This is a genomic window from Modestobacter sp. SYSU DS0657, from assembly GCF_054050925.1.
The window spans coordinates 1-18,323 of sequence record NZ_JBJHAG010000001.1 but is presented as its reverse complement, the minus strand read 5'-3'; the positions used below and the strand labels follow the sequence as shown (position 1 = coordinate 18,323).

The 18,323-nt window shown below is 72.4% G+C and carries 16 protein-coding genes and 4 tRNA genes; 18 read left to right on the top strand and 2 right to left on the bottom strand.

Going from position 1 to position 18,323, the window contains the following annotated elements:
• The first annotated feature begins 221 nt into the window (after positions 1 to 221).
• On the top strand, positions 222 to 1,097 hold the full coding sequence (gene htpX / locus ACI79A_RS00100; RefSeq protein ID WP_457078613.1) for a zinc metalloprotease HtpX: 876 nt from the start codon (positions 222 to 224) through the stop codon (positions 1,095 to 1,097).
• A 120-nt stretch (positions 1,098 to 1,217) separates the two neighbouring features.
• On the opposite strand, the gene ACI79A_RS00095 is transcribed toward htpX, so the two are convergent.
• Positions 1,218 to 1,709 carry a YajQ family cyclic di-GMP-binding protein gene (locus ACI79A_RS00095; protein ID WP_457078611.1) on the bottom strand — a complete coding sequence of 164 codons (492 nt, stop codon included), beginning with the start codon at positions 1,707 to 1,709 and terminating at the stop codon, positions 1,218 to 1,220.
• A gap of 90 nt (positions 1,710 to 1,799) precedes the next feature.
• Here ACI79A_RS00095 and ACI79A_RS00090 point away from each other — a divergent pair.
• A tRNA-Tyr gene (locus ACI79A_RS00090) sits at positions 1,800 to 1,881 on the top strand.
• A 75-nt stretch (positions 1,882 to 1,956) separates the two neighbouring features.
• Here ACI79A_RS00090 and ACI79A_RS00085 read toward each other — a convergent pair.
• Complete coding sequence (locus ACI79A_RS00085) at positions 1,957 to 2,409, bottom strand: pilus assembly protein TadG-related protein (RefSeq protein WP_457078609.1); 453 nt, start codon at positions 2,407 to 2,409, stop codon at positions 1,957 to 1,959.
• A 164-nt stretch (positions 2,410 to 2,573) separates the two neighbouring features.
• On the opposite strand from ACI79A_RS00085, the gene ACI79A_RS00080 reads away from it, so the two are divergent.
• The 16 genes from ACI79A_RS00080 to rpoB all read left to right on the top strand — a co-directional run bounded on the left by ACI79A_RS00080 (position 2,574) and on the right by rpoB (position 18,285).
• The gene (locus tag ACI79A_RS00080; protein ID WP_457078606.1) at positions 2,574 to 2,855 is read left to right on the top strand and encodes a hypothetical protein; all 282 of its coding nucleotides are present in this window, start codon (positions 2,574 to 2,576) and stop codon (positions 2,853 to 2,855) included.
• Positions 2,852 to 4,936 carry a hypothetical protein gene (locus ACI79A_RS00075; RefSeq protein ID WP_457078604.1) on the top strand — a complete coding sequence of 695 codons (2,085 nt, stop codon included), beginning with the start codon at positions 2,852 to 2,854 and terminating at the stop codon, positions 4,934 to 4,936. Before ACI79A_RS00080 ends, ACI79A_RS00075 begins: the two co-directional genes overlap by 4 nt.
• Positions 4,937 to 5,439: 503 nt before the next feature.
• On the top strand, positions 5,440 to 7,911 hold the full coding sequence (locus ACI79A_RS00070) for a putative bifunctional diguanylate cyclase/phosphodiesterase (protein WP_457078602.1): 2,472 nt from the start codon (positions 5,440 to 5,442) through the stop codon (positions 7,909 to 7,911).
• A gap of 100 nt (positions 7,912 to 8,011) precedes the next feature.
• Positions 8,012 to 8,084, top strand: a tRNA-Thr gene (locus tag ACI79A_RS00065).
• Positions 8,085 to 8,141: 57 nt separating this feature from the next.
• Positions 8,142 to 8,215, top strand: a tRNA-Met gene (locus ACI79A_RS00060).
• A gap of 96 nt (positions 8,216 to 8,311) precedes the next feature.
• Complete coding sequence (gene rpmG / locus ACI79A_RS00055; RefSeq protein WP_110553396.1) at positions 8,312 to 8,476, top strand: 50S ribosomal protein L33; 165 nt, start codon at positions 8,312 to 8,314, stop codon at positions 8,474 to 8,476.
• Between the two features lie 33 nt (positions 8,477 to 8,509).
• Positions 8,510 to 8,956 (top strand): FAS1-like dehydratase domain-containing protein, encoded by a 447-nt coding sequence (locus tag ACI79A_RS00050; protein ID WP_457078600.1) that lies wholly within the window; start codon positions 8,510 to 8,512, stop codon positions 8,954 to 8,956.
• Positions 8,953 to 9,378 (top strand): MaoC/PaaZ C-terminal domain-containing protein, encoded by a 426-nt coding sequence (locus tag ACI79A_RS00045; protein ID WP_457078598.1) that lies wholly within the window; start codon positions 8,953 to 8,955, stop codon positions 9,376 to 9,378. Before ACI79A_RS00050 ends, ACI79A_RS00045 begins: the two co-directional genes overlap by 4 nt.
• Positions 9,379 to 9,862: 484 nt before the next feature.
• Positions 9,863 to 9,938: transfer RNA gene (locus ACI79A_RS00040), tRNA-Trp, on the top strand.
• A 58-nt stretch (positions 9,939 to 9,996) separates the two neighbouring features.
• Positions 9,997 to 10,467 (top strand): preprotein translocase subunit SecE, encoded by a 471-nt coding sequence (gene secE / locus ACI79A_RS00035; protein WP_457078596.1) that lies wholly within the window; start codon positions 9,997 to 9,999, stop codon positions 10,465 to 10,467.
• A gap of 41 nt (positions 10,468 to 10,508) precedes the next feature.
• Positions 10,509 to 11,411 carry a transcription termination/antitermination protein NusG gene (gene nusG / locus ACI79A_RS00030; protein ID WP_457078594.1) on the top strand — a complete coding sequence of 301 codons (903 nt, stop codon included), beginning with the start codon at positions 10,509 to 10,511 and terminating at the stop codon, positions 11,409 to 11,411.
• Positions 11,412 to 11,510: 99 nt separating this feature from the next.
• Positions 11,511 to 11,939 carry a 50S ribosomal protein L11 gene (gene rplK / locus ACI79A_RS00025; RefSeq protein ID WP_153359795.1) on the top strand — a complete coding sequence of 143 codons (429 nt, stop codon included), beginning with the start codon at positions 11,511 to 11,513 and terminating at the stop codon, positions 11,937 to 11,939.
• 125 nt (positions 11,940 to 12,064) lie between these two features.
• Positions 12,065 to 12,784, top strand: a complete 720-nt coding sequence (gene rplA / locus ACI79A_RS00020) for a 50S ribosomal protein L1 (protein WP_457078592.1) — start codon at positions 12,065 to 12,067, stop codon at positions 12,782 to 12,784.
• 434 nt (positions 12,785 to 13,218) lie between these two features.
• The gene (gene rplJ, locus ACI79A_RS00015; protein ID WP_457078590.1) at positions 13,219 to 13,821 is read left to right on the top strand and encodes a 50S ribosomal protein L10; all 603 of its coding nucleotides are present in this window, start codon (positions 13,219 to 13,221) and stop codon (positions 13,819 to 13,821) included.
• Between the two features lie 17 nt (positions 13,822 to 13,838).
• The gene (gene rplL / locus ACI79A_RS00010; RefSeq protein WP_457078588.1) at positions 13,839 to 14,228 is read left to right on the top strand and encodes a 50S ribosomal protein L7/L12; all 390 of its coding nucleotides are present in this window, start codon (positions 13,839 to 13,841) and stop codon (positions 14,226 to 14,228) included.
• A 547-nt stretch (positions 14,229 to 14,775) separates the two neighbouring features.
• Entirely contained in the window at positions 14,776 to 18,285 is a 3,510-nt protein-coding gene (rpoB, locus tag ACI79A_RS00005) for a DNA-directed RNA polymerase subunit beta (protein WP_457078586.1), read from the top strand.
• The last annotated feature ends 38 nt before the right edge of the window (positions 18,286 to 18,323 follow it).

The following is an 18,323-nucleotide window of genomic DNA, read 5'->3' as shown; positions in this document are numbered from 1 at the left end:
GCCGGGGGCAACGCCGTCCGCGGCCGAGCTGATTCCTGGAGTGGTGGTTCCGGGCGTGGTGCCAGTCATCTGTGAGGTACCTCCGGCTGGCCAGGTTACGTGCGGGTTGCGGGCGCCGGACCGGTCGCGCGTGAACGTGAGGCACCGCACAACGGGGTCGCCTGTCCGCACCGCGGCTCCCCAGGTCGCCGGGGAACGGGTGCGGGGCCGCCTCCGTTCTGATGGTCGTGCAACGGTGGAACAACGGTCTGAAGACGGCGGTCCTGCTCGGCCTGATGGCCGGGGCGATCCTGCTGGTCGGCAGCTTCTTCGGCCGGGGCGGGCTGTTCATCGCCCTCGTGGTCGCGCTCGGCGTCAACGGCTACGCGTACTTCAACTCCGACAAGCTCGCGCTGCGGGCGATGCGCGCGTTCCCGGTGACCGAGACGCAGGCGCCGCAGCTGTACGCCATCGTGCGAGAGCTGGCCACCGAGGCGCGCCAGCCGATGCCCCGGCTGTACGTCAGCCCCACCGACCAGCCGAACGCGTTCGCCACCGGGCGCAACCCGCGCAACGCCGCGGTCTGCTGCACCCAGGGCATCCTGGAGCTGCTGGACCGCCGCGAGCTGCGCGGGGTGCTGGCCCACGAGCTCTCGCACGTCTACAACCGCGACATCCTGATCAGCTCGGTCGCCGGCGCCATGGCCACGGTGATCACCTACCTGGCGCACATGGCGATGTTCGCCTCGCTGTTCGGTGGCCGCTCCGACGACCGGGGCGGCGGGGGCGCGCTGGGGAGCCTGCTGCTGGTGTTCCTCGGCCCGATCGCCGCCGGCCTGGTGCAGATGGCGGTCAGCCGCAGCCGGGAGTACCAGGCCGACGCGTCCGGCTCCGAGCTCTCGCAGGACCCGCTGGCGTTGGCCAGTGCGCTGCGCAAGCTCGAGCGGGGGGTGGCCGCGCGGCCGCTGCCGCAGGACGACCAGCTGGTCACCCAGAGCCACCTGATGATCGCGAACCCGTTCCGCGGGTCGGGGATGGCCTCGATGTTCGCCACCCACCCGCCGATGCCGCAGCGGATCGCCCGGCTGGAGGAGATGGCCCGCCAGCTCGGCCAGTAGTGGAAGGACCCCCGTCCCCCTCACCGCTCGCAAGCTCGCGGCGAGCCTCTGGACGGGGGCCGTTCCATCACGTCACCAGGGGCCGTTCCATTACGTCACCAGGGGGCCGTCCCCGTCAGGTCACCGGTAGTTGTCGAACTGCAGGGCGACGTCGAGGTCCTTGCTCTTCAGCAGCTGCTGCACCGCCTGCAGGTCGTCGCGCTTCTTGCCGCTCACCCGGAGCTGGTCGCCCTGGATCTGCGCCTGCACCCCCTTGGGGCCCTCGTCGCGGATGATCTTCGCGATCTGCTTGGCCTTGTCCGAGGCGATGCCCTGCTGGATCGTCGCCGAGATCTTGTAGCTCTTGCCGGAGGCCTGCGGCTCCCCGGCGTCCAGCGCCTTCATCGAGATCCCCCGCTTGACCAGCTTCTCCTTGAAGACCTCCAGCGCGGCCGCCACCCGCTCCTCGGTGTCGGCGGTCAGCGTGACGCCGTCCTCGCCGGCCCAGGCGATCGAGGCGTTGACGCCCCGGAAGTCGAACCGCTGGGAGAGCTCCTTGCCGGCCTGGTTCAGGGCGTTGTCGACCTCCTGCCGGTCGACCTTGCTCACCACGTCGAAGGACGCATCGGCCATCTCGGTTCCTCCTCTACCGCGGTCGGCCACCGACCGGTACCCCGGTGGGCGGTCGACCCTCGTCTTGTACTCTCTTCTCCGTACCACCACGGCGGGTTGCCCGAGTGGCCAATGGGAGCGGACTGTAAATCCGTCGGCTTAGCCTACGAAGGTTCGAATCCTTCACCCGCCACACCTGGTACGAACGGCCCCCGACCACCGGTCGGGGGCCGTTCTGCCTCCCCGGCCGTGTCTCAGCGTGCGGGCCTCACGGTGCCGTGGGGGCCCGGGCGCTGGCCACCGCGGTGCGCTCCAGTGGCTCCCCGGCCAGGAACAGCCACCCGAAGGCGATGTCCACGGCCCGCGTGCAGCGCACCGTCACCTCGGCGCCGTCGGTGACCGCCGACCACGCGTCCAGCCGCACCCCGGCGTCGGCGAGCTGGTCGGCGACCGCCGCCTCGGCCCCCGCGCGGGTCAGCGGCAGGTCCGGGCCCACGCCCTGGCGGTAGACGGCCGCCTCGTCGGCCTGGTTGGCCGCCGCCAGCGCGGCGCCGTCGCACACCGACTGCACCTCCTGCTGCTCGAGGAAGGCGTCGGAGGCGGCGACGGCGCCGAGCACCATCAGCGCCGCGACCAACCAGCACACCAGGACGAAGGGCAGCGTCGACCCGGCCTCCGGGTCGAGCCGCGTCTGGTCGACGCCGGGCAGGCGGGCTGGCACGCGGGCAGCGTAGGTCCCGCGCGGCCCTGGTGTGCACCGTTGTCCCCCGGTTGTGGACGGCGCCTGTGGACGGTGTGGACGACGAGTGCCCGCTCCCCGCCCGGCCCGGCCGGGCCTGTGGACGACGCCCGGGCGGAGTGCGCGGCCGCCCCCAGACTGCCCGCATGGCGATCGAGGTGGTCCCTGCCCGGCTGTACGAGCTGGCGCAGGTGCTGGAGGCGGCGGCCGGGCAGGTCGGCCGCTCGGGGCAGGTGGTGCCCGCAGCTGTAGTCGGTGGGGCGGTGGGGCCAGCGGTGAGCGCGTACACCGAGACGCTCCGCACGGCGGCCGGGTGCCTGGCGGCCGAGCTGTCCTGGCTCGGTGGCGCCGTGGCCGCCGCGGCCGACTCCTGGCTCGGGCTGGACGGCTCGGTCCTGCCGGTGCGCGGGGAGGGCACACCCCGGTGACCGTCGGACTGCCGAGGCCGGTGGACCTCCCCGACCCCCCGGGGTCGGCGACGGCGCTCGGTACGGCCCTGGACGACCTGGGGTCGGCTGCCTTCACCGCCGGCCTGGCCGTCCACCTGCTCGGACCCGCCACGGTGCTGACCGGCTGGGAGGGCGCCGATGCGCGCGTCGCGGCTGGGGAGGTGGCAGCCGCCCTGGGGGTCGCCGACGAGCTGCACCGGTGCCTGACCGTGGCGCTGAGCCGACTGGGCGAGCACCACGACCTGTGGCTGGGCGCTCTCGCCCGGCTGGAGGGGTTGCGGGCGGACCAGGCCGCGGACTTCGCGCAGGCCCGTGCCGAGTTCGGGCGGTTGCTCGGCGCCGCCCACAGCGGCGACGGCACGGCCGAGCCGCAGGCCCAGGCGCTGGTGGACCGCCTCGTGGCCGCGGAGGAGGCCCGGTGCACCGAGCACGCAGGCCTGCTGGCCGACCTGGACGGGGACGCGGCCGAGGTCGCCGCGCTGGTGGCCGCCGCGAGCCACGGGCTGGGCGGCAGCGGGGGCGCCGGGTCGGCCACCGGCGTCACCTCGCACCTGGCCGGGCTCCTGCCGGGGTGGGGCCGCGGGGCGCTGACGACGATGGGCGTCACTGCGGCGACCGAGCTCACCGGCCCGGGCACCGCTGCCACCGTCCGCGACGCCACCGTCCGCTGGGCCGATGCCGTGGCGGTGCCCGCGGTGGCCGAGGCGTTCCTCACCGCCCTGGGCGCGGAGGGGCTCACCTTCCTGCTCGCGCTGCTCCACCAGCAGGCCGGCACGGGGGAGGAGGGGTCGCTCGCCGGGTTGCTGGCCACCGCGCTCACCGCGGGTGGGGCCGGCGGCCAGCCCGCTCCCCGGGTCCGCGAGGTGCTCGCCGCGGCCGCGCTGCCGGTGCACGACCGCGATCCGCGGCACGACGAGACCGCCGTCGCGATGGGGGCGGTGCTCGCCGCGCCCGCTGCCGGTCCGGCACTGGCGGGCGCGTGGGGCCGGCGGCTGCTCGATCGCGAGGCGGCGCAGGGGGAGCGCGCCGTCGACCGGGTCACCCCCGGGCGACCCGACCCGGTGGCGGCGGCGCTGGCTGCCGTGGTCCGGGCCGGGGACCCGGCGGCGGCGGGCCGGATGCTCCACGCGTCGTCCGCCTGGGACGTCCTGCTGCGCCGGGGCTGGGACGACGACGGCCGGGCCGCCGGAGCGCTGGTCGACCTGGCCGCCGACTCGGCCGACGCCGACCAGGTCGCCCGGAGCGCGTTGCAGGCGCTGGGGGCAGGCCTCGACCCGGCCGGTGGTGGAGCCGGGGAGCCGGACGCCGCGGAGCCCGTCGACCTCGGGGCGCTGGGCCAGCTGGCCGGCAGGATCGGGAGCCTGCTGGCGGGGCAGCCGGAGCTGCTCGGCCGCGAGCTCGCCGCCGCGGGCACCGGAACGGAGCTCTCGTCGGCGCAGGTGACCGGTCTGCGCGGGCTCGGGCTGCTGCTCTCCGAGCCGGCGGCCGAGCAGCGGGTGACCAGCAGTCTGGTCGGCGGGCTGGCACTCGGTGGGGAGCACCGGGCAGAGACGACCGGCGCCCTGGTGGCGGTGCAGGAGTACGGGCACCGCGCCCGGTACGCGCTGCGATTCGCGCAGGTCCTCGTCGACACCCGTTCCCGGGAGGGCGTCTACGGCCTGGTCACCGCCCCGGTGGACCTGGTCCGCCGGTCGAGGGTCGCCACCGGACTCGGCGTGCTCGTCGACGCCGGCGCCGTGCTGCTGCAGGCGGACGGGCGGATCCGGATCGAGCCCGACGACGGACCGGTCCGCACGGCCGAGGACGCCGGACAGCTGGCGGTCGTCGTCGTCACCGGGGCGGCCGGGGTGCGGCCGTCGGGGGTGGGGACACCGGCGGGCCGCGCCGCCGTCGACGCCGGGAGCGCGGCGTTCACCCGCACCTCGGGAGTCCTGACGCTGCCCACGTTGCCGGACCGGTACACCGGCAGCACGACGGGAGCGCTGGTCCACGACGTGGTGGAGGGGCTGACCTCCGACGCCCTCGGGCCTCCGTCGGAGCGGGAGCGCCGCCGACGGTGACGGTTCCCTCGATCGATGACGTCACATCGGTCAATCAGTGACTCTGTGTGACGACACTGCGAAAAGTTTCGACACGGTGGGGGATGGACTTGCTCGATCGAGTGACCTTCTGCAATGTGATCACTGCGGTGTGTTGCCGGACGACGCTCTGCCCCCGCGTGGGCCGCTGCCGCTCAGCGAGAACTGACAGAGCAGACCGTCATGCCCCGAGGAGACGCCATGTCCACCGCCATCACCCCGTCCGTCGCCCGCCCCACCGCTCCCGGCCGCAACTGGCGGTGGACGCGCAACTGGCGCTGGACCCGCTGACCCCGGTCGGGCGCTCCATCGGGCAGTCGCCAGGTGACTGCCCGATGGGGTGAGCTGCGGTCCGCAGCACCCCGTGCGCTGTTACCGTCGGCGACCGACCCCATCCCTCGACAGACAGGCTGACGTTGGCCGAGCACACGTCCCCTGGGTCGGGGGAGCTGTCACCCCTCCGCCGTCCGTGGGTGATCGCGGTCATGGCGACCGCCGTCGCCGTCGGCAGCGGGGTGCTGGCCCTTCCTGCGGCGGTGACCAGCCCGCCCGTGTGGGCCGTCCTCGTCCTGTTCGCCACCCTGCTGCTGACCGAGTCGGTCCAGCTGGAGATCGAGTTCCGGCGGCAGACCATCTCCCTCGCGCCGACCGAGATCGCCGTCGTCGTGGGGCTGGTCGAGGTGGGTGGCTGGTGGACGGCGGCCGCCAGGGTCGCCGCGCTCATCGCCGTCATGGGCGTGCGGCGCATCCCCCCGGCGAAGATCGTCTTCAACGCCGCCCTCGCGGTGATCGAGCTGTGCGCTGCTCTGGCCGTGCTGTCCGTCCTGCCCCCGCTGGACGTCGCCGAACCGTTGAGCTGGCTGTCCCTGGTCCTGGCGGTGGCCGCCACTGGCCTGGTCAGCATCGTCGGGGTCGGGGCCGCGGTCTCGCTGACCAACGGCTTCCCCGGCTGGCCGTTCGTCACCGCCGCGCTGACGAGCGCGGCGTTGGGTCCGCTGAGCGTCGCGGTGGCGGTCACCGCGATGCTGCTCATCGACCGGACCGCCTGGGCCTGGCTCCTCATCGTCCCGGTGCTGCTGAGCGTGGTCGCGATCTTCCGCCAGTCGGCGCGGGCCGCGCGGGAGCGGCGGACGGTGCAGCGGGTCTACGACTTCGCCCGCCGGGTCGAGCTGGTCAGCCCGGACGAGACGGGCACGCAGGAGATCGTGCGGGCGGTCCGGGAGCTGCTCAACGCCGACCGGGTCGCGCTCTGGCTGCCGCCGTACCTGGACGACGGGCCGGTGCTCCTCGTCGACGCCACCGACACCGACCTGGCCTGGTACGACGGCCCCGGCGACCCCGACGACCTGCTGCGGCGCCGGGCCACCGCCCCGGACGCGACCGGTGCGGTCCTCGTGTCGGCAGCTCGCGCACAGGGGGGCGAGCTCGCCGCGCTGGACCGGCGTGGGGCGCGCGAGGTGCTCGGCGCGGCCGTGGTCACCGCGGCCGGCGAGCCCGGGTACCTCGAGGTCTGCGACCGGCGCAGTGACAGCGTCACCTTCGCCGCCGCCGACCGGGCGGCGCTGGAGTCGATGCTGACCCACGTCAACGCGGCGATCCGCCAGCAGCAGCTCCTCGGTCAGATCCGGCACGACGCCGACCACGACCGGCTCACCGGCCTGCCCAACCGGCAGCGGCTGGCCGCGGAGATCGACGCGCTGCTGCAGGCCGAGCCCGAGACCGCCCGCGTCGGGCTGGTGCTGGCTGCGCTGGACGGCTACACCAACGTCACCGACACCCTGGGGCACGCAGCCAGCGACGAGCTGCTGATGGTGACCGCGGGGCTGCTGCGCGAGCACGCTCCGCCGCAGGCCGTGCTGGCTCGGATGGAGGGCGGCCAGTTCGCCGTCCTGCTGCCAGGGTTGTCGCTGGCGGCCACCGAGCGGGCCGCCCGACGGCTGCGGGAGGCCGCCTCCACCCGTGCCCGGGTCGCCGGGCTGGACCTGGAGGTCTCGCTGACCATCGGCGTGGCCGCCGCCCCGGTGCACGGCTCGCACGCCGGCGCGCTGATCCAGCGGGCCGACGTCGCGCTGCTGGCCGCGCACGGGTCCAGTGGGGTCGCCACGTACCACCCGGTGCTGGACCAGCAGAGCCTGCGCCGGCTCCAGCTGGGCACGGAGCTGGAGGCGGCGATCGCCGAGGGGCAGATCACGGTGGTGTTCCAGCCGATCGTGGAGACCCGCACCTCCGACATCGTCTCGGTCGAGACGCTGGTCCGGTGGGCTCACCCCCGGTACGGCGACGTGCCCCCGGACGACTTCATCGCCCTGGCCGAGCAGATCGGCCGCATCGGGTCGCTCACCGACCACGTGCTGGACCGGGCGCTCGACCGCTGCCGGCGCTGGCTGGACCAGGACATCGCGTTGTCGGTGGCGGTCAACCTCTCCGCCCACTGCCTCGCCGAGCCCGACCTGGTCGACCGGGTGCGCCGCGCGCTGCGGCACCACGGGGTCCCCGGGGAGCTGCTCACCCTCGAGCTCACCGAGGGCAGCGTCGTCGACGACACCGTGCGCAACAGCACCGTCCTGGCCGACCTGCACGCCCTGGGGCTGCGGCTGTCGATGGACGACTTCGGCACCGGCTACTCCTCGCTGTCCCAGCTGCGCGCGCTGCCCATCGACGAGCTGAAGATCGACAAGAGCTTCGTGCTGGGCATGTCGACCAGCCAGAACGAGTCCTTCATCGCCCGTTCGATCGTCGAGCTGGCGCACAACCTCGGTCTCCGGGTGGTCGCCGAGGGCGTCGAGGACGAGGTGACCCGCGACCTGCTGGCCCAGATGGGCTGCGACAAGGTGCAGGGCTTCCTGGTCAGCCGGCCGCTGCCGGAGGACCGGCTGGAGGGCTGGCTGCTGGCCCGCACCGGGGTGCGCACCGCCGCGCCGGGGGGCACCCACCGCCGGTTGTTCGTCCGAACCTGAGGAAGGACCTCCCTGCCCCCCACCGCTCGCAGGCTCGCGGCGGGCCCCTGCAGGGAGGCCGAAGGCATCAGGTACAGTTCTCCACGGCTCCTCGGAGCAGGCCCCTTTAGCTCAGTCGGCAGAGCGTCTCCATGGTAAGGAGAAGGTCTACGGTTCGATTCCGTAAAGGGGCTCGTACGATCGAGTACCGACCACCGGTCCAGTCGCGAGACCGGGCCGCACGGTCACCCGGCGGTGTAGCTCAGCCTGGTAGAGCAAGCGGCTCATAATCGCTGTGTCACCGGTTCAAGTCCGGTCACCGCTACTCCAGACGGACCCCGTTCTCGGGGTCCGTCGTCGTGTCCGGCACCTGTCGGGCGCGGGCACCACCCACTGACCAGAACAAGGCGAGGACACACTCATGGCCGCCACAGACGTCCGTCCGAAGATCACCCTGGCGTGCCAGGAGTGCAAGAACCGCAACTACATCACTCGCAAGAACCGGCGGAACGACCCCGACCGGATCGAGCTGAAGAAGTACTGCCCGACCGACCGCAAGCACACGCTGCACCGCGAGACCCGCTGACCCCAGCGGACGTCGAGGCGAGAGGGCGGGAGCATGGCGCTGGACCCAGGACTGGTCGGGCGCAGCTACCCGCCCTCTGCCGTCTACGAGGTCGGGCGGGAGAAGATCGCCGAGTTCGCCACCGCGCTCGGTGACCCCGACCCGGTCTACCGCGACCCGGTCGCGGCGCAGGCGCTCGGCCACCCCGACGTCATCGCGCCGCCCACGTTCGCGATCGTGCTGAGCCTCGGAGCCGGCAACGTCGTCGTCGAGGACCCGGACGTGGGGATCGACTACGGCCGCGTGGTGCACGGCGAGCAGCGCTTCACCCACCACCGCCCCGTCCGGGCCGGTGACCGGCTGGTGGCCACCGCCACGATCGACGCGGTCCGGTCCGTGGCCGGCAACGACATGCTGACCACCCGGGTCGACCTGGCCACCGAGGGCGGCGAGCCGGTCTGCACCACCCGCTCGATGCTCGTCGCTCGGGGCACCGCGTGACCCGGCTGCGCGCCGCGGACGTCGCGGTCGGCACCGAGCTCCCGGAGCAGACCTCGCGGGTCACCCGCGCGGACCTGGTCCGCTACGCCGGCGCCTCGGGCGACTTCAACGTCATCCACTGGAGCGATCGCGTGGCCGGCGAGGTCGGCCTGCCGGGCGTCATCGCCCACGGCATGCTCACCGCTGGTCTGGCGGCCCGGGCGGTCACCGCGTGGGCGGGCGACCCGGGTGCGGTCGTCGACTACCACGTCCGGTTCAGCCGGCCGGTCGTCGTCCCCGACGACGACGCCGGCGCAGAGGTCACCGTCCGCGGCCGGGTCGCCGCGCTGCTGGACGACGGTCGGGTCCGCGTCGACCTGACCGTGACCAGCGGTGGCGAGAAGGTGCTCTCCCTGGCCCGCGCCGTCGTCGCGCTCGCCTGAGACCGGCTCGGGGACGGCCGTGCGCCCCCGACCGCTGCAGCCCCCTTCCTCGTGACGGCGGCCTGGCCGGCCGCGGTCCGGATGGTGCGGGGGCACCGACCGCCCCGCCGTCCGGCCGGCCTCCGGCCCCGCCGCGGACCTCGCGCGGCCGCAGGTGCGGAGGTCGTGCGGTCCACCCCGACCTCCGCACCGCCCCCGCGGTCCTGTGGCGGCGGTGGCGTCCCTCGGGAATTCGCCGGGTGAGCGGCCCGGTGCCCCCGCCGGAGGGGGGCCTGCCCGGCCGTGTTGGCCACCGCTCCCGCCGGTCCCGTACACTCGACGACCTGGGGCCAGCTTGACCCCGCCACCGGCGTGCCCCGGGACCCTCTGGGGCCCGGCAGCGCTGCGGCGCGGACCGGTCCCGGGCGGGTGTTCCTGAGGGTGTTCCAGGTGTCCTGCGCGAGCAACGCTCGTGGAGGGCCGAGGGGTGGCCCGTGGGGCTCCTAGGGGTGTAGCTCAATTGGCAGAGCAGCGGTCTCCAAAACCGCAGGCTGCAGGTTCAAGTCCTGTCACCCCTGCCACCGACCGACGACCGGTGCCGAGCCGGCGCAGGCGATCCATCGAGCAGAGCGAGGCGTTGTGAGCGAGAAGGACGGCGAGCCGAACGGCGAGCGGCCTGACGCCGAGCAGTTCGACCGCGAGGCGCCGGGCGTCGACGACGCTGCCGAGCTCGAGGCGGCCGAGGCGGAGCTCGCCGACGAGGCGGAGACCGACGAGGACAAGGCCGTCGCCACCCCCACCCGCCGGCAGCGCGACACCGGCCGAGCGAGCAGCCGCCCGGCCGGCCGGCCGGCCGAGGGGCGCACCGGGGAGGGCACCCGTTCGCGGGCGGCCGCCGAGCGGGCGCGCGCCGAGGAGCTGCGGGACAAGCGCAGCATCGGCCGGTTTCTCCGTGAGGTCGTCGCCGAGCTGCGCAAGGTCATCTGGCCGGGCCGCAAGGAGCTGATCACCTACACCACAGTGGTGATCATCTTCGTGGCGGTGATGGTCGCGCTCGTCGCCGGCATGGACATCGTCTTCGCCCAGGGCGTGCTCGCCGTCTTCGGCTGAGCGCCCCGCGAGCTGCACCGAACCCAGGAGGAAGAGACCACGTGACAGACCCCCGCGAGCCCTTCGAGACCGACAACGCCGTCGAGGGCACCGACCTCGACGACGCACGGTTCGACGTGCGCGGCGCCGCCGACCTCGAGACCGGGGCCGACGAGCCCGGCGCAGCCGAGGGGTCCAGCGACACCACCGACCAGGACACCGCGACCGGCGTCTCCGACGTCGTCCCCGAGGTGGAGTCCGGCGAGTCGGACACCCTGGCCGGTGACCCGCTGCCCGCGCCGGCGCCCGACCACGACCCGGTGGTCGCCGAGTCGCTCGAGGCGGCCCAGGAGGCCGACGAGGACCCCCGGGAGGCGCTGCGCTCGACGCTGCGCACCCAGTTCGGCGACTGGTACGTCATCCACTCGTACGCCGGCTACGAGAACAAGGTGAAGACCAACCTGGAGTCCCGCATCACGTCGCTGGACATGGAGGACTACATCTTCCAGATCGAGGTGCCCACCGAGGAGGTCACCGAGATCAAGAACGGCAAGCGGACCCAGGTCAACCGCAAGAAGCTGCCCGGGTACCTGCTGGTCCGGATGGACCTCAACGACGAGTCCTGGGGTGCGGTCCGCAACACTCCCGGGGTCACCGGATTCGTGGGCGCGACCTCCAAGCCCTCACCGCTGAGCATCGACGAGGTCGTCAACCTGCTGGTCGCCGACACCCCGGTCAAGCCCACGGCGGCGGCGACCGAGACCAGCACGCCCGCTGCCGGCCCGGTTCCCACGGTGGAGTTCGAGGTCGGCGAGTCGGTCACCGTCATGGACGGCCCGTTCGCCACGCTGCCGGCCACGATCAACGAGATCAACGCCGAGCAGCAGAAGCTGCAGGTCCTCGTCTCCATCTTCGGCCGCGAGACGCCGGTCGAGCTCTCGTTCACCCAGGTCGCCAAGTTGTGAGAAGGACCCCGCTGCTCCCCACCGCTCGCAAGCTCGCGGCGGGCCCCTGCAGCGGGGCCGTCGAACTGAACTAGTCAACGCACACAGAAGAAGGAAGTCATGCCCCCCAGGAAGCGGTTGACCGCGGTCATCAAGCTCCAGATCAACGCCGGCGCGGCCACCCCCGCGCCGCCCGTGGGCCCGGCCCTCGGTCAGCACGGCGTCAACATCATGGAGTTCTGCAAGGCGTACAACGCCGCGACCGAGTCGCAGCGCGGCAACGTCATCCCGGTCGAGATCTCGGTCTTCGAGGACCGGTCGTTCACCTTCGTCACCAAGACCCCGCCGGCTGCGCGCATGCTGCTCAAGGCCGCTGGTGTCGAGAAGGGGTCGGGCGAGCCGCACAAGACCAAGGTCGCCACCGTCACCCGCGACCAGGTCCGCGAGATCGCGCAGACCAAGATGGCGGACCTGAACGCCAACGACCTCGACCACGCCGAGAAGATCATCGCCGGCACCGCCCGGTCGATGGGCATCACGGTCCAGTGAGGGAAGCCGCCGGTTGACGGCGGCGTTCCACCTCCGGGTCCGACGGGCCCGGACAGCAATCGTGGGAGGGCCTCGCCGGGCCCGCGCACCACGCGACCCCCGACCCGGGGGGAAGGAGCACCACCATGGCGAAGCACGGCAAGAACTACCGCAAGGCCGCCGAGCTGGTCGACGCGGACGGGCTGTACAGCCCGCTGCAGGCCGCCGGCCTGGCCAAGCAGACGTCGACCACCAAGTACGACGCCACCGTCGAGGTCGCGATCCGGCTCGGCGTCGACCCGCGCAAGGCCGACCAGATGGTCCGCGGCACGGTCAACCTGCCCCACGGCACCGGCAAGACCGCCCGGGTCATCGTCTTCGCGACCGGCGACAAGGCCGCCGAGGCCGAGGCCGCCGGCGCCGACGTGGTCGGCTCCGACGACCTGATCGAGCGGATCCAGGGCGGCTTCCTCGACTTCGACGCCGCGATCGCGACCCCCGACCAGATGGCCAAGGTCGGTCGCATCGCCCGCATCCTCGGCCCCCGCGGCCTGATGCCGAACCCGAAGACCGGCACCGTGACCCCCGACGTCACCAAGGCCGTCAACGACATCAAGGGCGGGAAGATCAACTTCCGCGTCGACAAGCAGGCCAACCTGCACCTGGTGATCGGCAAGGCGTCCTTCGACGAGACCAAGCTGGTGGAGAACTACGCCGCCGCCCTCGACGAGGTGCTCCGCGCCAAGCCGTCCGCGGCCAAGGGGCGCTACCTCAAGAAGGTCACCATCTCCACGACCATGGGCCCGGGCATCCCGGTCGACCCGAACCGCACCCGCAACCTGACGGTCGACGAGGCCAACGCCTGATGAAGGACCCCCTGCCCCCCGCCGCTCGCTAGCTCGCGGCGGGCCCCTGCTGGGGGCCAGACGGACGGCGTCACCTCTCGCGGGGTGGCGCCGTCCGTCGTTCCCGGCCCGTTCGACCCCGCCGGTCCAGGTCTCTGGCAGCGGGCCGTGACGAAGGCGGTTGGCGTCGAGGGCGTGCCATGACGTACAGTTGCCGCTGTTCCCCCCATGACCGCTTGGTCGTCGCACGTCCGCGTGCGATCGAAGGTCCGGATCACCGGACGGCCCGCGCAGGTGGACGGTTCGACGAACGTGTCGGAGCTCGGGTCGGCTGACCCGGGGCCACCGGCCTTTCTCGCCCCGTGCGCCCTGCGCCGGGGCGTTCCTCGTCTCCGGGCCCCGATCGTGCACGTGCGCGCACCGGCCGGTGGTCGCCCGACAGCGAGAGGAGGCCCATGCCCACGCAGGCCAAGGACGCCGCGATCCAGGAGATCACCGAGCGTTTTCAGGCATCCAGCGCGGCCGTGCTCACCGAGTACCGCGGGCTGACCGTGGCGCAGCTGACCGAGCTGCGTCGTTCCCTCGGTGCGGGCAGCAGCTATGCCGTCGTCAAGAACACCCTGACGAAGCGGGCGGCGGACTCGGTCGGTTTCTCCGACCTGGGCCCGCTGCTGAACGGCCCCACCGCGATCGCCTTCATCGAGGGCGACCCGGTCGAGGCCGCCAAGGCCATCCGCGACTTCGCGCGGGCCAACCCGTCGCTCGTCGTCAAGGGTGGCGTGGTCGACGGCCGCACGGTCGACGCCTCCGAGGTCACCCGCCTCGCCGACGTCGAGCCGCGCGAGGTCCTGCTGGCCAAGCTGGCCGGTGCGATGAAGGGCAACCTGACCAAGGCCGCCGGGCTGTTCCAGGCCCCGCTGTCCCAGGTCGCCCGTCTGGCGGCCGCGCTGCAGGAGAAGAAGCCCGCTGAGGGCGCTCCTGCCGCGGACGCAGCTGCTGCTGACACCACCCCCGAGACCACCGACGCTGCCGCGGACACCGCGGCCAGCGACGCCTGACCCACCAAGGAGACACCATGGCCAAGCTTTCCACTGACGAGCTGCTCGACGCCTTCAAGGAGATGACCCTCCTGGAGCTGTCGGACTTCGTGAAGCAGTTCGAGGAGACCTTCGAGGTCACCGCCGCTGCCCCCGTCGCCGTCGCGGCCGCCCCGGCCGCCGGTGGTGGCGGTGGCGAGGCCGCCGCCGTCGAGCAGGACGAGTTCGACGTCATCCTCGAGGCCGCCGGTGACAAGAAGATCCAGGTCATCAAGGAGGTGCGCGGCCTGACCTCGCTCGGCCTCAAGGAGGCCAAGGACCTGGTCGACAACGCGCCGAAGCCGATCCTGGAGAAGGTCGCCAAGGACGCCGCGGAGAAGGCCAAGGCCGCCCTCGAGGGCGCCGGCGCCACCGTCACCGTCAAGTGACCCCCTGCCCGGCGTCCTCGGACGCCGGGTACGTCACGGTGACGTGACCCCCCTGCCCGGCGGAAGCCGGGCGTGCACGACCCGACAGGGGCCGTCCTCCGCACGGAGGGCGGCCCCTGCGGCGTACCCGGGCGCACCGTCCGGATCCCGGCGTGCCTGCCCGCACCGAGCCGGGGCGCTGGCATCATCGACGCCCGGCAGCCCCGCCGGCCCACGCGGTCGGCGTCCCCCGACGCACGGCGTCCCGGCACGACGACGGGGACCGCGACGGCGCCGGGTACACCGATGGGTGTGTCCCGCGCCGCACCAGCGGCCCGACGTGGACACCGGCGCGTAGCAGGGGTAGGGTCTCCTGTTGCGCTGCCCTCTGACTGCCAGCCCGCCGAAACGGGTCACGAGGGGTGCCCGGGGAACGGCTCCGGGCGACCCCGTGTTGACCGTACCGACGGGGCCCGGCATCCGCGGTCAGCCTCGCCGACAACGACGACGACCCAGGACGAACTGCACCCACCGCCCGCACGTCGTGAGGTCCTCGAAAGGACGCATCTTGGCAGGCTCTCGCCCCACCAGCATCACCCCCGGCACCACCGAGTCCCCCAGCAGCACCCCGGCCGCGGTCGAGCTGCAGGCCGGTCCCCGCACCGGCGGCACCGACCACCAGAAGATCCCCGGCGCGCCGCTCCGCGTCTCGTTCGCCAAGATCCACGAGCCGCTCGAGGTCCCCGACCTGCTCGGCCTGCAGACCGCCTCGTTCGAGTGGCTGGTCGGCAGCCCCGTCTGGCGCGCCACCCTCCCCCCCGAGGAGCAGGCCGGCGCCGTCGGCGGTCTGGCCGAGATCCTCGAGGAGATCTCGCCGATCGAGGACTTCAGCGGCTCGATGTCGCTGTCCTTCTCCAACCCGCGCTTCGAGGACGTCAAGGCGTCGCTCGAGGAGTGCAAGGACAAGGACATGACCTACGCGGCGCCGCTGTTCGTCACCGCCGAGTTCATGAACAACACCACTGGTGAGATCAAGAGCCAGACGGTGTTCATGGGCGACTTCCCGATCATGACGAACAAGGGCACCTTCGTCATCAACGGGACCGAGCGCGTGGTCGTCTCGCAGCTGGTCCGCAGCCCCGGCGTCTACTTCGACAAGGCGCTGGACAAGACCTCGGACAAGGACGTCTTCAGCGCCAAGGTCATCCCCAGCCGCGGTGCGTGGCTGGAGTTCGACGTCGACAAGCGCGACACCGTCGGCGTCCGCATCGACCGCAAGCGCCGCCAGCCGGTCAGCGTGCTGCTCAAGGCGCTGGGCTGGACCGAGGACCGCATCCGCGAGCACTTCCAGTGGTCGCCGACCATGCTGGCCACCCTGGAGAAGGACCACATCGCCGGCCAGGACGAGGCGCTGCTCGACATCTACCGCAAGCTGCGCCCGGGCGAGCCGCCGACGCGTGAGTCCGCGCAGGCGCTGCTGGAGAACCTGTTCTTCAACCCGAAGCGCTACGACCTGGCCAAGGTCGGCCGGTACAAGGTCAACAAGAAGCTCGGCGTCGACGCCCCCACCGCGACGACCACGCTGACCGAGGACGACATCGTCGCCACCATCGAGTACGTGGTGCGCCTGCACGCGGGCGAGCCCGACCACGGCGTCGACGACATCGACCACTTCGGCAACCGCCGGCTGCGCACCGTGGGCGAGCTGATCCAGAACCAGATCCGGGTCGGGCTGTCCCGCATGGAGCGCGTCGTCCGCGAGCGGATGACGACCCAGGACGTCGAGGCGATCACGCCGCAGACCCTGATCAACATCCGGCCGGTCGTCGCCTCCATCAAGGAGTTCTTCGGCACCAGCCAGCTGTCGCAGTTCATGGACCAGACCAACCCGCTCGCGGGCCTGACCCACAAGCGCCGCCTGTCGGCGCTGGGCCCGGGTGGTCTGTCCCGTGAGCGCGCGGGCATGGAGGTGCGCGACGTGCACCCCAGCCACTACGGCCGGATGTGCCCGATCGAGACGCCGGAAGGCCCGAACATCGGCCTGATCGGCTCGCTGTCCTCCTTCGGCCGGGTCAACCCCTTCGGCTTCATCGAGACGCCGTACCGCAAGGTGGAGAACGGTCAGGTCACCGACCAGATCGACTACCTGACCGCCGACGAGGAGGACCGCTTCGTCGTCGCGCAGGCCAACTCCCCGCTGGACGCGAGCGGCCGCCTGGCCGAGGAGCGGGTCCTGGTCCGCACCAAGGGCGGTGAGGTCGACTACCTCGCCCCCGAGAACGTCGACTACATGGACGTCTCGCCGCGGCAGATGACCTCGGTCGCGACGGCGATGATCCCGTTCCTCGAGCACGACGACGCGAACCGGGCCCTGATGGGCGCGAACATGCAGCGTCAGGCCGTCCCGCTGCTGCGCAGCGAGGCGCCGCTGGTCGGCACCGGCATGGAGCTGCGTGCCGCGGTGGACGCCGGCGACGTCGTGGTGGCCGAGAAGGCCGGTGTGGTCGAGGACTCCACCGCCGACTACGTCACCGTGATGGCCGACGACGGCACCCGGCAGACCTACCGGCTGCTGAAGTTCCGCCGCTCGAACCAGGGCACCTCGATCAACCAGACCCCGGTGGTCGAGGAGGGCCAGCGGGTCGAGGTCGGTCAGGTCATCGCCGACGGCCCCTGCACCGACGAGGGCGAGATGGCGCTGGGCAAGAACCTGCTCGTCGCCTTCATGCCGTGGGAGGGCCACAACTACGAGGACGCGATCATCCTGTCGCAGCGCCTCGTGCAGGACGACGTCCTGTCCTCGATCCACATCGAGGAGTTCGAGGTCGACGCCCGCGACACCAAGCTCGGTGCCGAGGAGATCACCCGGGACATCCCGAACGTCTCCGAGGAGGTCCTCGCCGACCTCGACGAGCGCGGCATCATCCGCATCGGTGCCGAGGTCGTCCCCGGCGACATCCTCGTCGGCAAGGTCACGCCCAAGGGCGAGACGGAGCTGACCCCCGAGGAGCGGCTGCTGCGGGCGATCTTCGGTGAGAAGGCCCGCGAGGTCCGCGACACCAGCCTCAAGGTCAAGCACGGTGAGTCCGGCAAGGTCATCGGCGTCCGGGTCTTCTCCCGCGAGGACGGCGACGAGCTGCCCGCCGGCGTGAACGAGCTGATCCGGGTCTACGTGGCCCAGATGCGCAAGATCAGCGACGGTGACAAGCTGGCCGGCCGCCACGGCAACAAGGGCGTCATCTCCAAGATCCTCCCGCAGGAGGACATGCCGTTCCTCGAGGACGGCACCCCGGTCGACATCGTGCTCAACCCGCTGGGCGTGCCCGGCCGGATGAACGTCGGCCAGGTGCTGGAGACCCACCTCGGGTGGATCGCCAAGACCGGCTGGGAGGTCGAGGGCACCCCGGAGTGGGCGTCCCGGCTGCCTGCCGCCGCACGCCAGGCCGCACCGGGCACCCGGACCGCGACTCCGGTGTTCGACGGCGCCAAGGAGGACGAGATCATCGGCCTGCTCGGCTCGACGATCCCGAACCGCGACGGCAACCGGATGGTCAAGGAGACCGGCAAGGCCCGGCTGTTCGACGGCCGTTCCGGCGAGCCGTTCCCCGAGCCCATCTCGGTCGGCTACGTCTACATCCTGAAGCTGCTGCACCTGGTCGACGACAAGATCCACGCCCGCTCGACCGGGCCGTACTCGATGATCACGCAGCAGCCGCTGGGTGGTAAGGCGCAGTTCGGTGGCCAGCGCTTCGGTGAGATGGAGTGCTGGGCGATGCAGGCCTACGGCGCCGCGTACGCGCTGCAGGAGCTGCTCACCATCAAGTCCGACGACATCCTCGGCCGCGTCAAGGTCTACGAGGCCATCGTCAAGGGCGAGAACATCCCGGAGCCGGGCATCCCCGAGTCGTTCAAGGTGCTGCTCAAGGAGCTCCAGTCGCTCTGCCTGAACGTGGAGGTCCTCTCCGGCGACGGCCAGGCGATAGAGCTGCGCGACACCGACGACGAGGTGTTCCGGGCCGCGGAGGAGCTGGGCATCGACCTCTCCCGCCGCGAGCCCTCCAGCGTCGAGGACGTGTGATCGGCGGCCGGCCGGCCCCGGTTCCGGGGCCGGCCGGC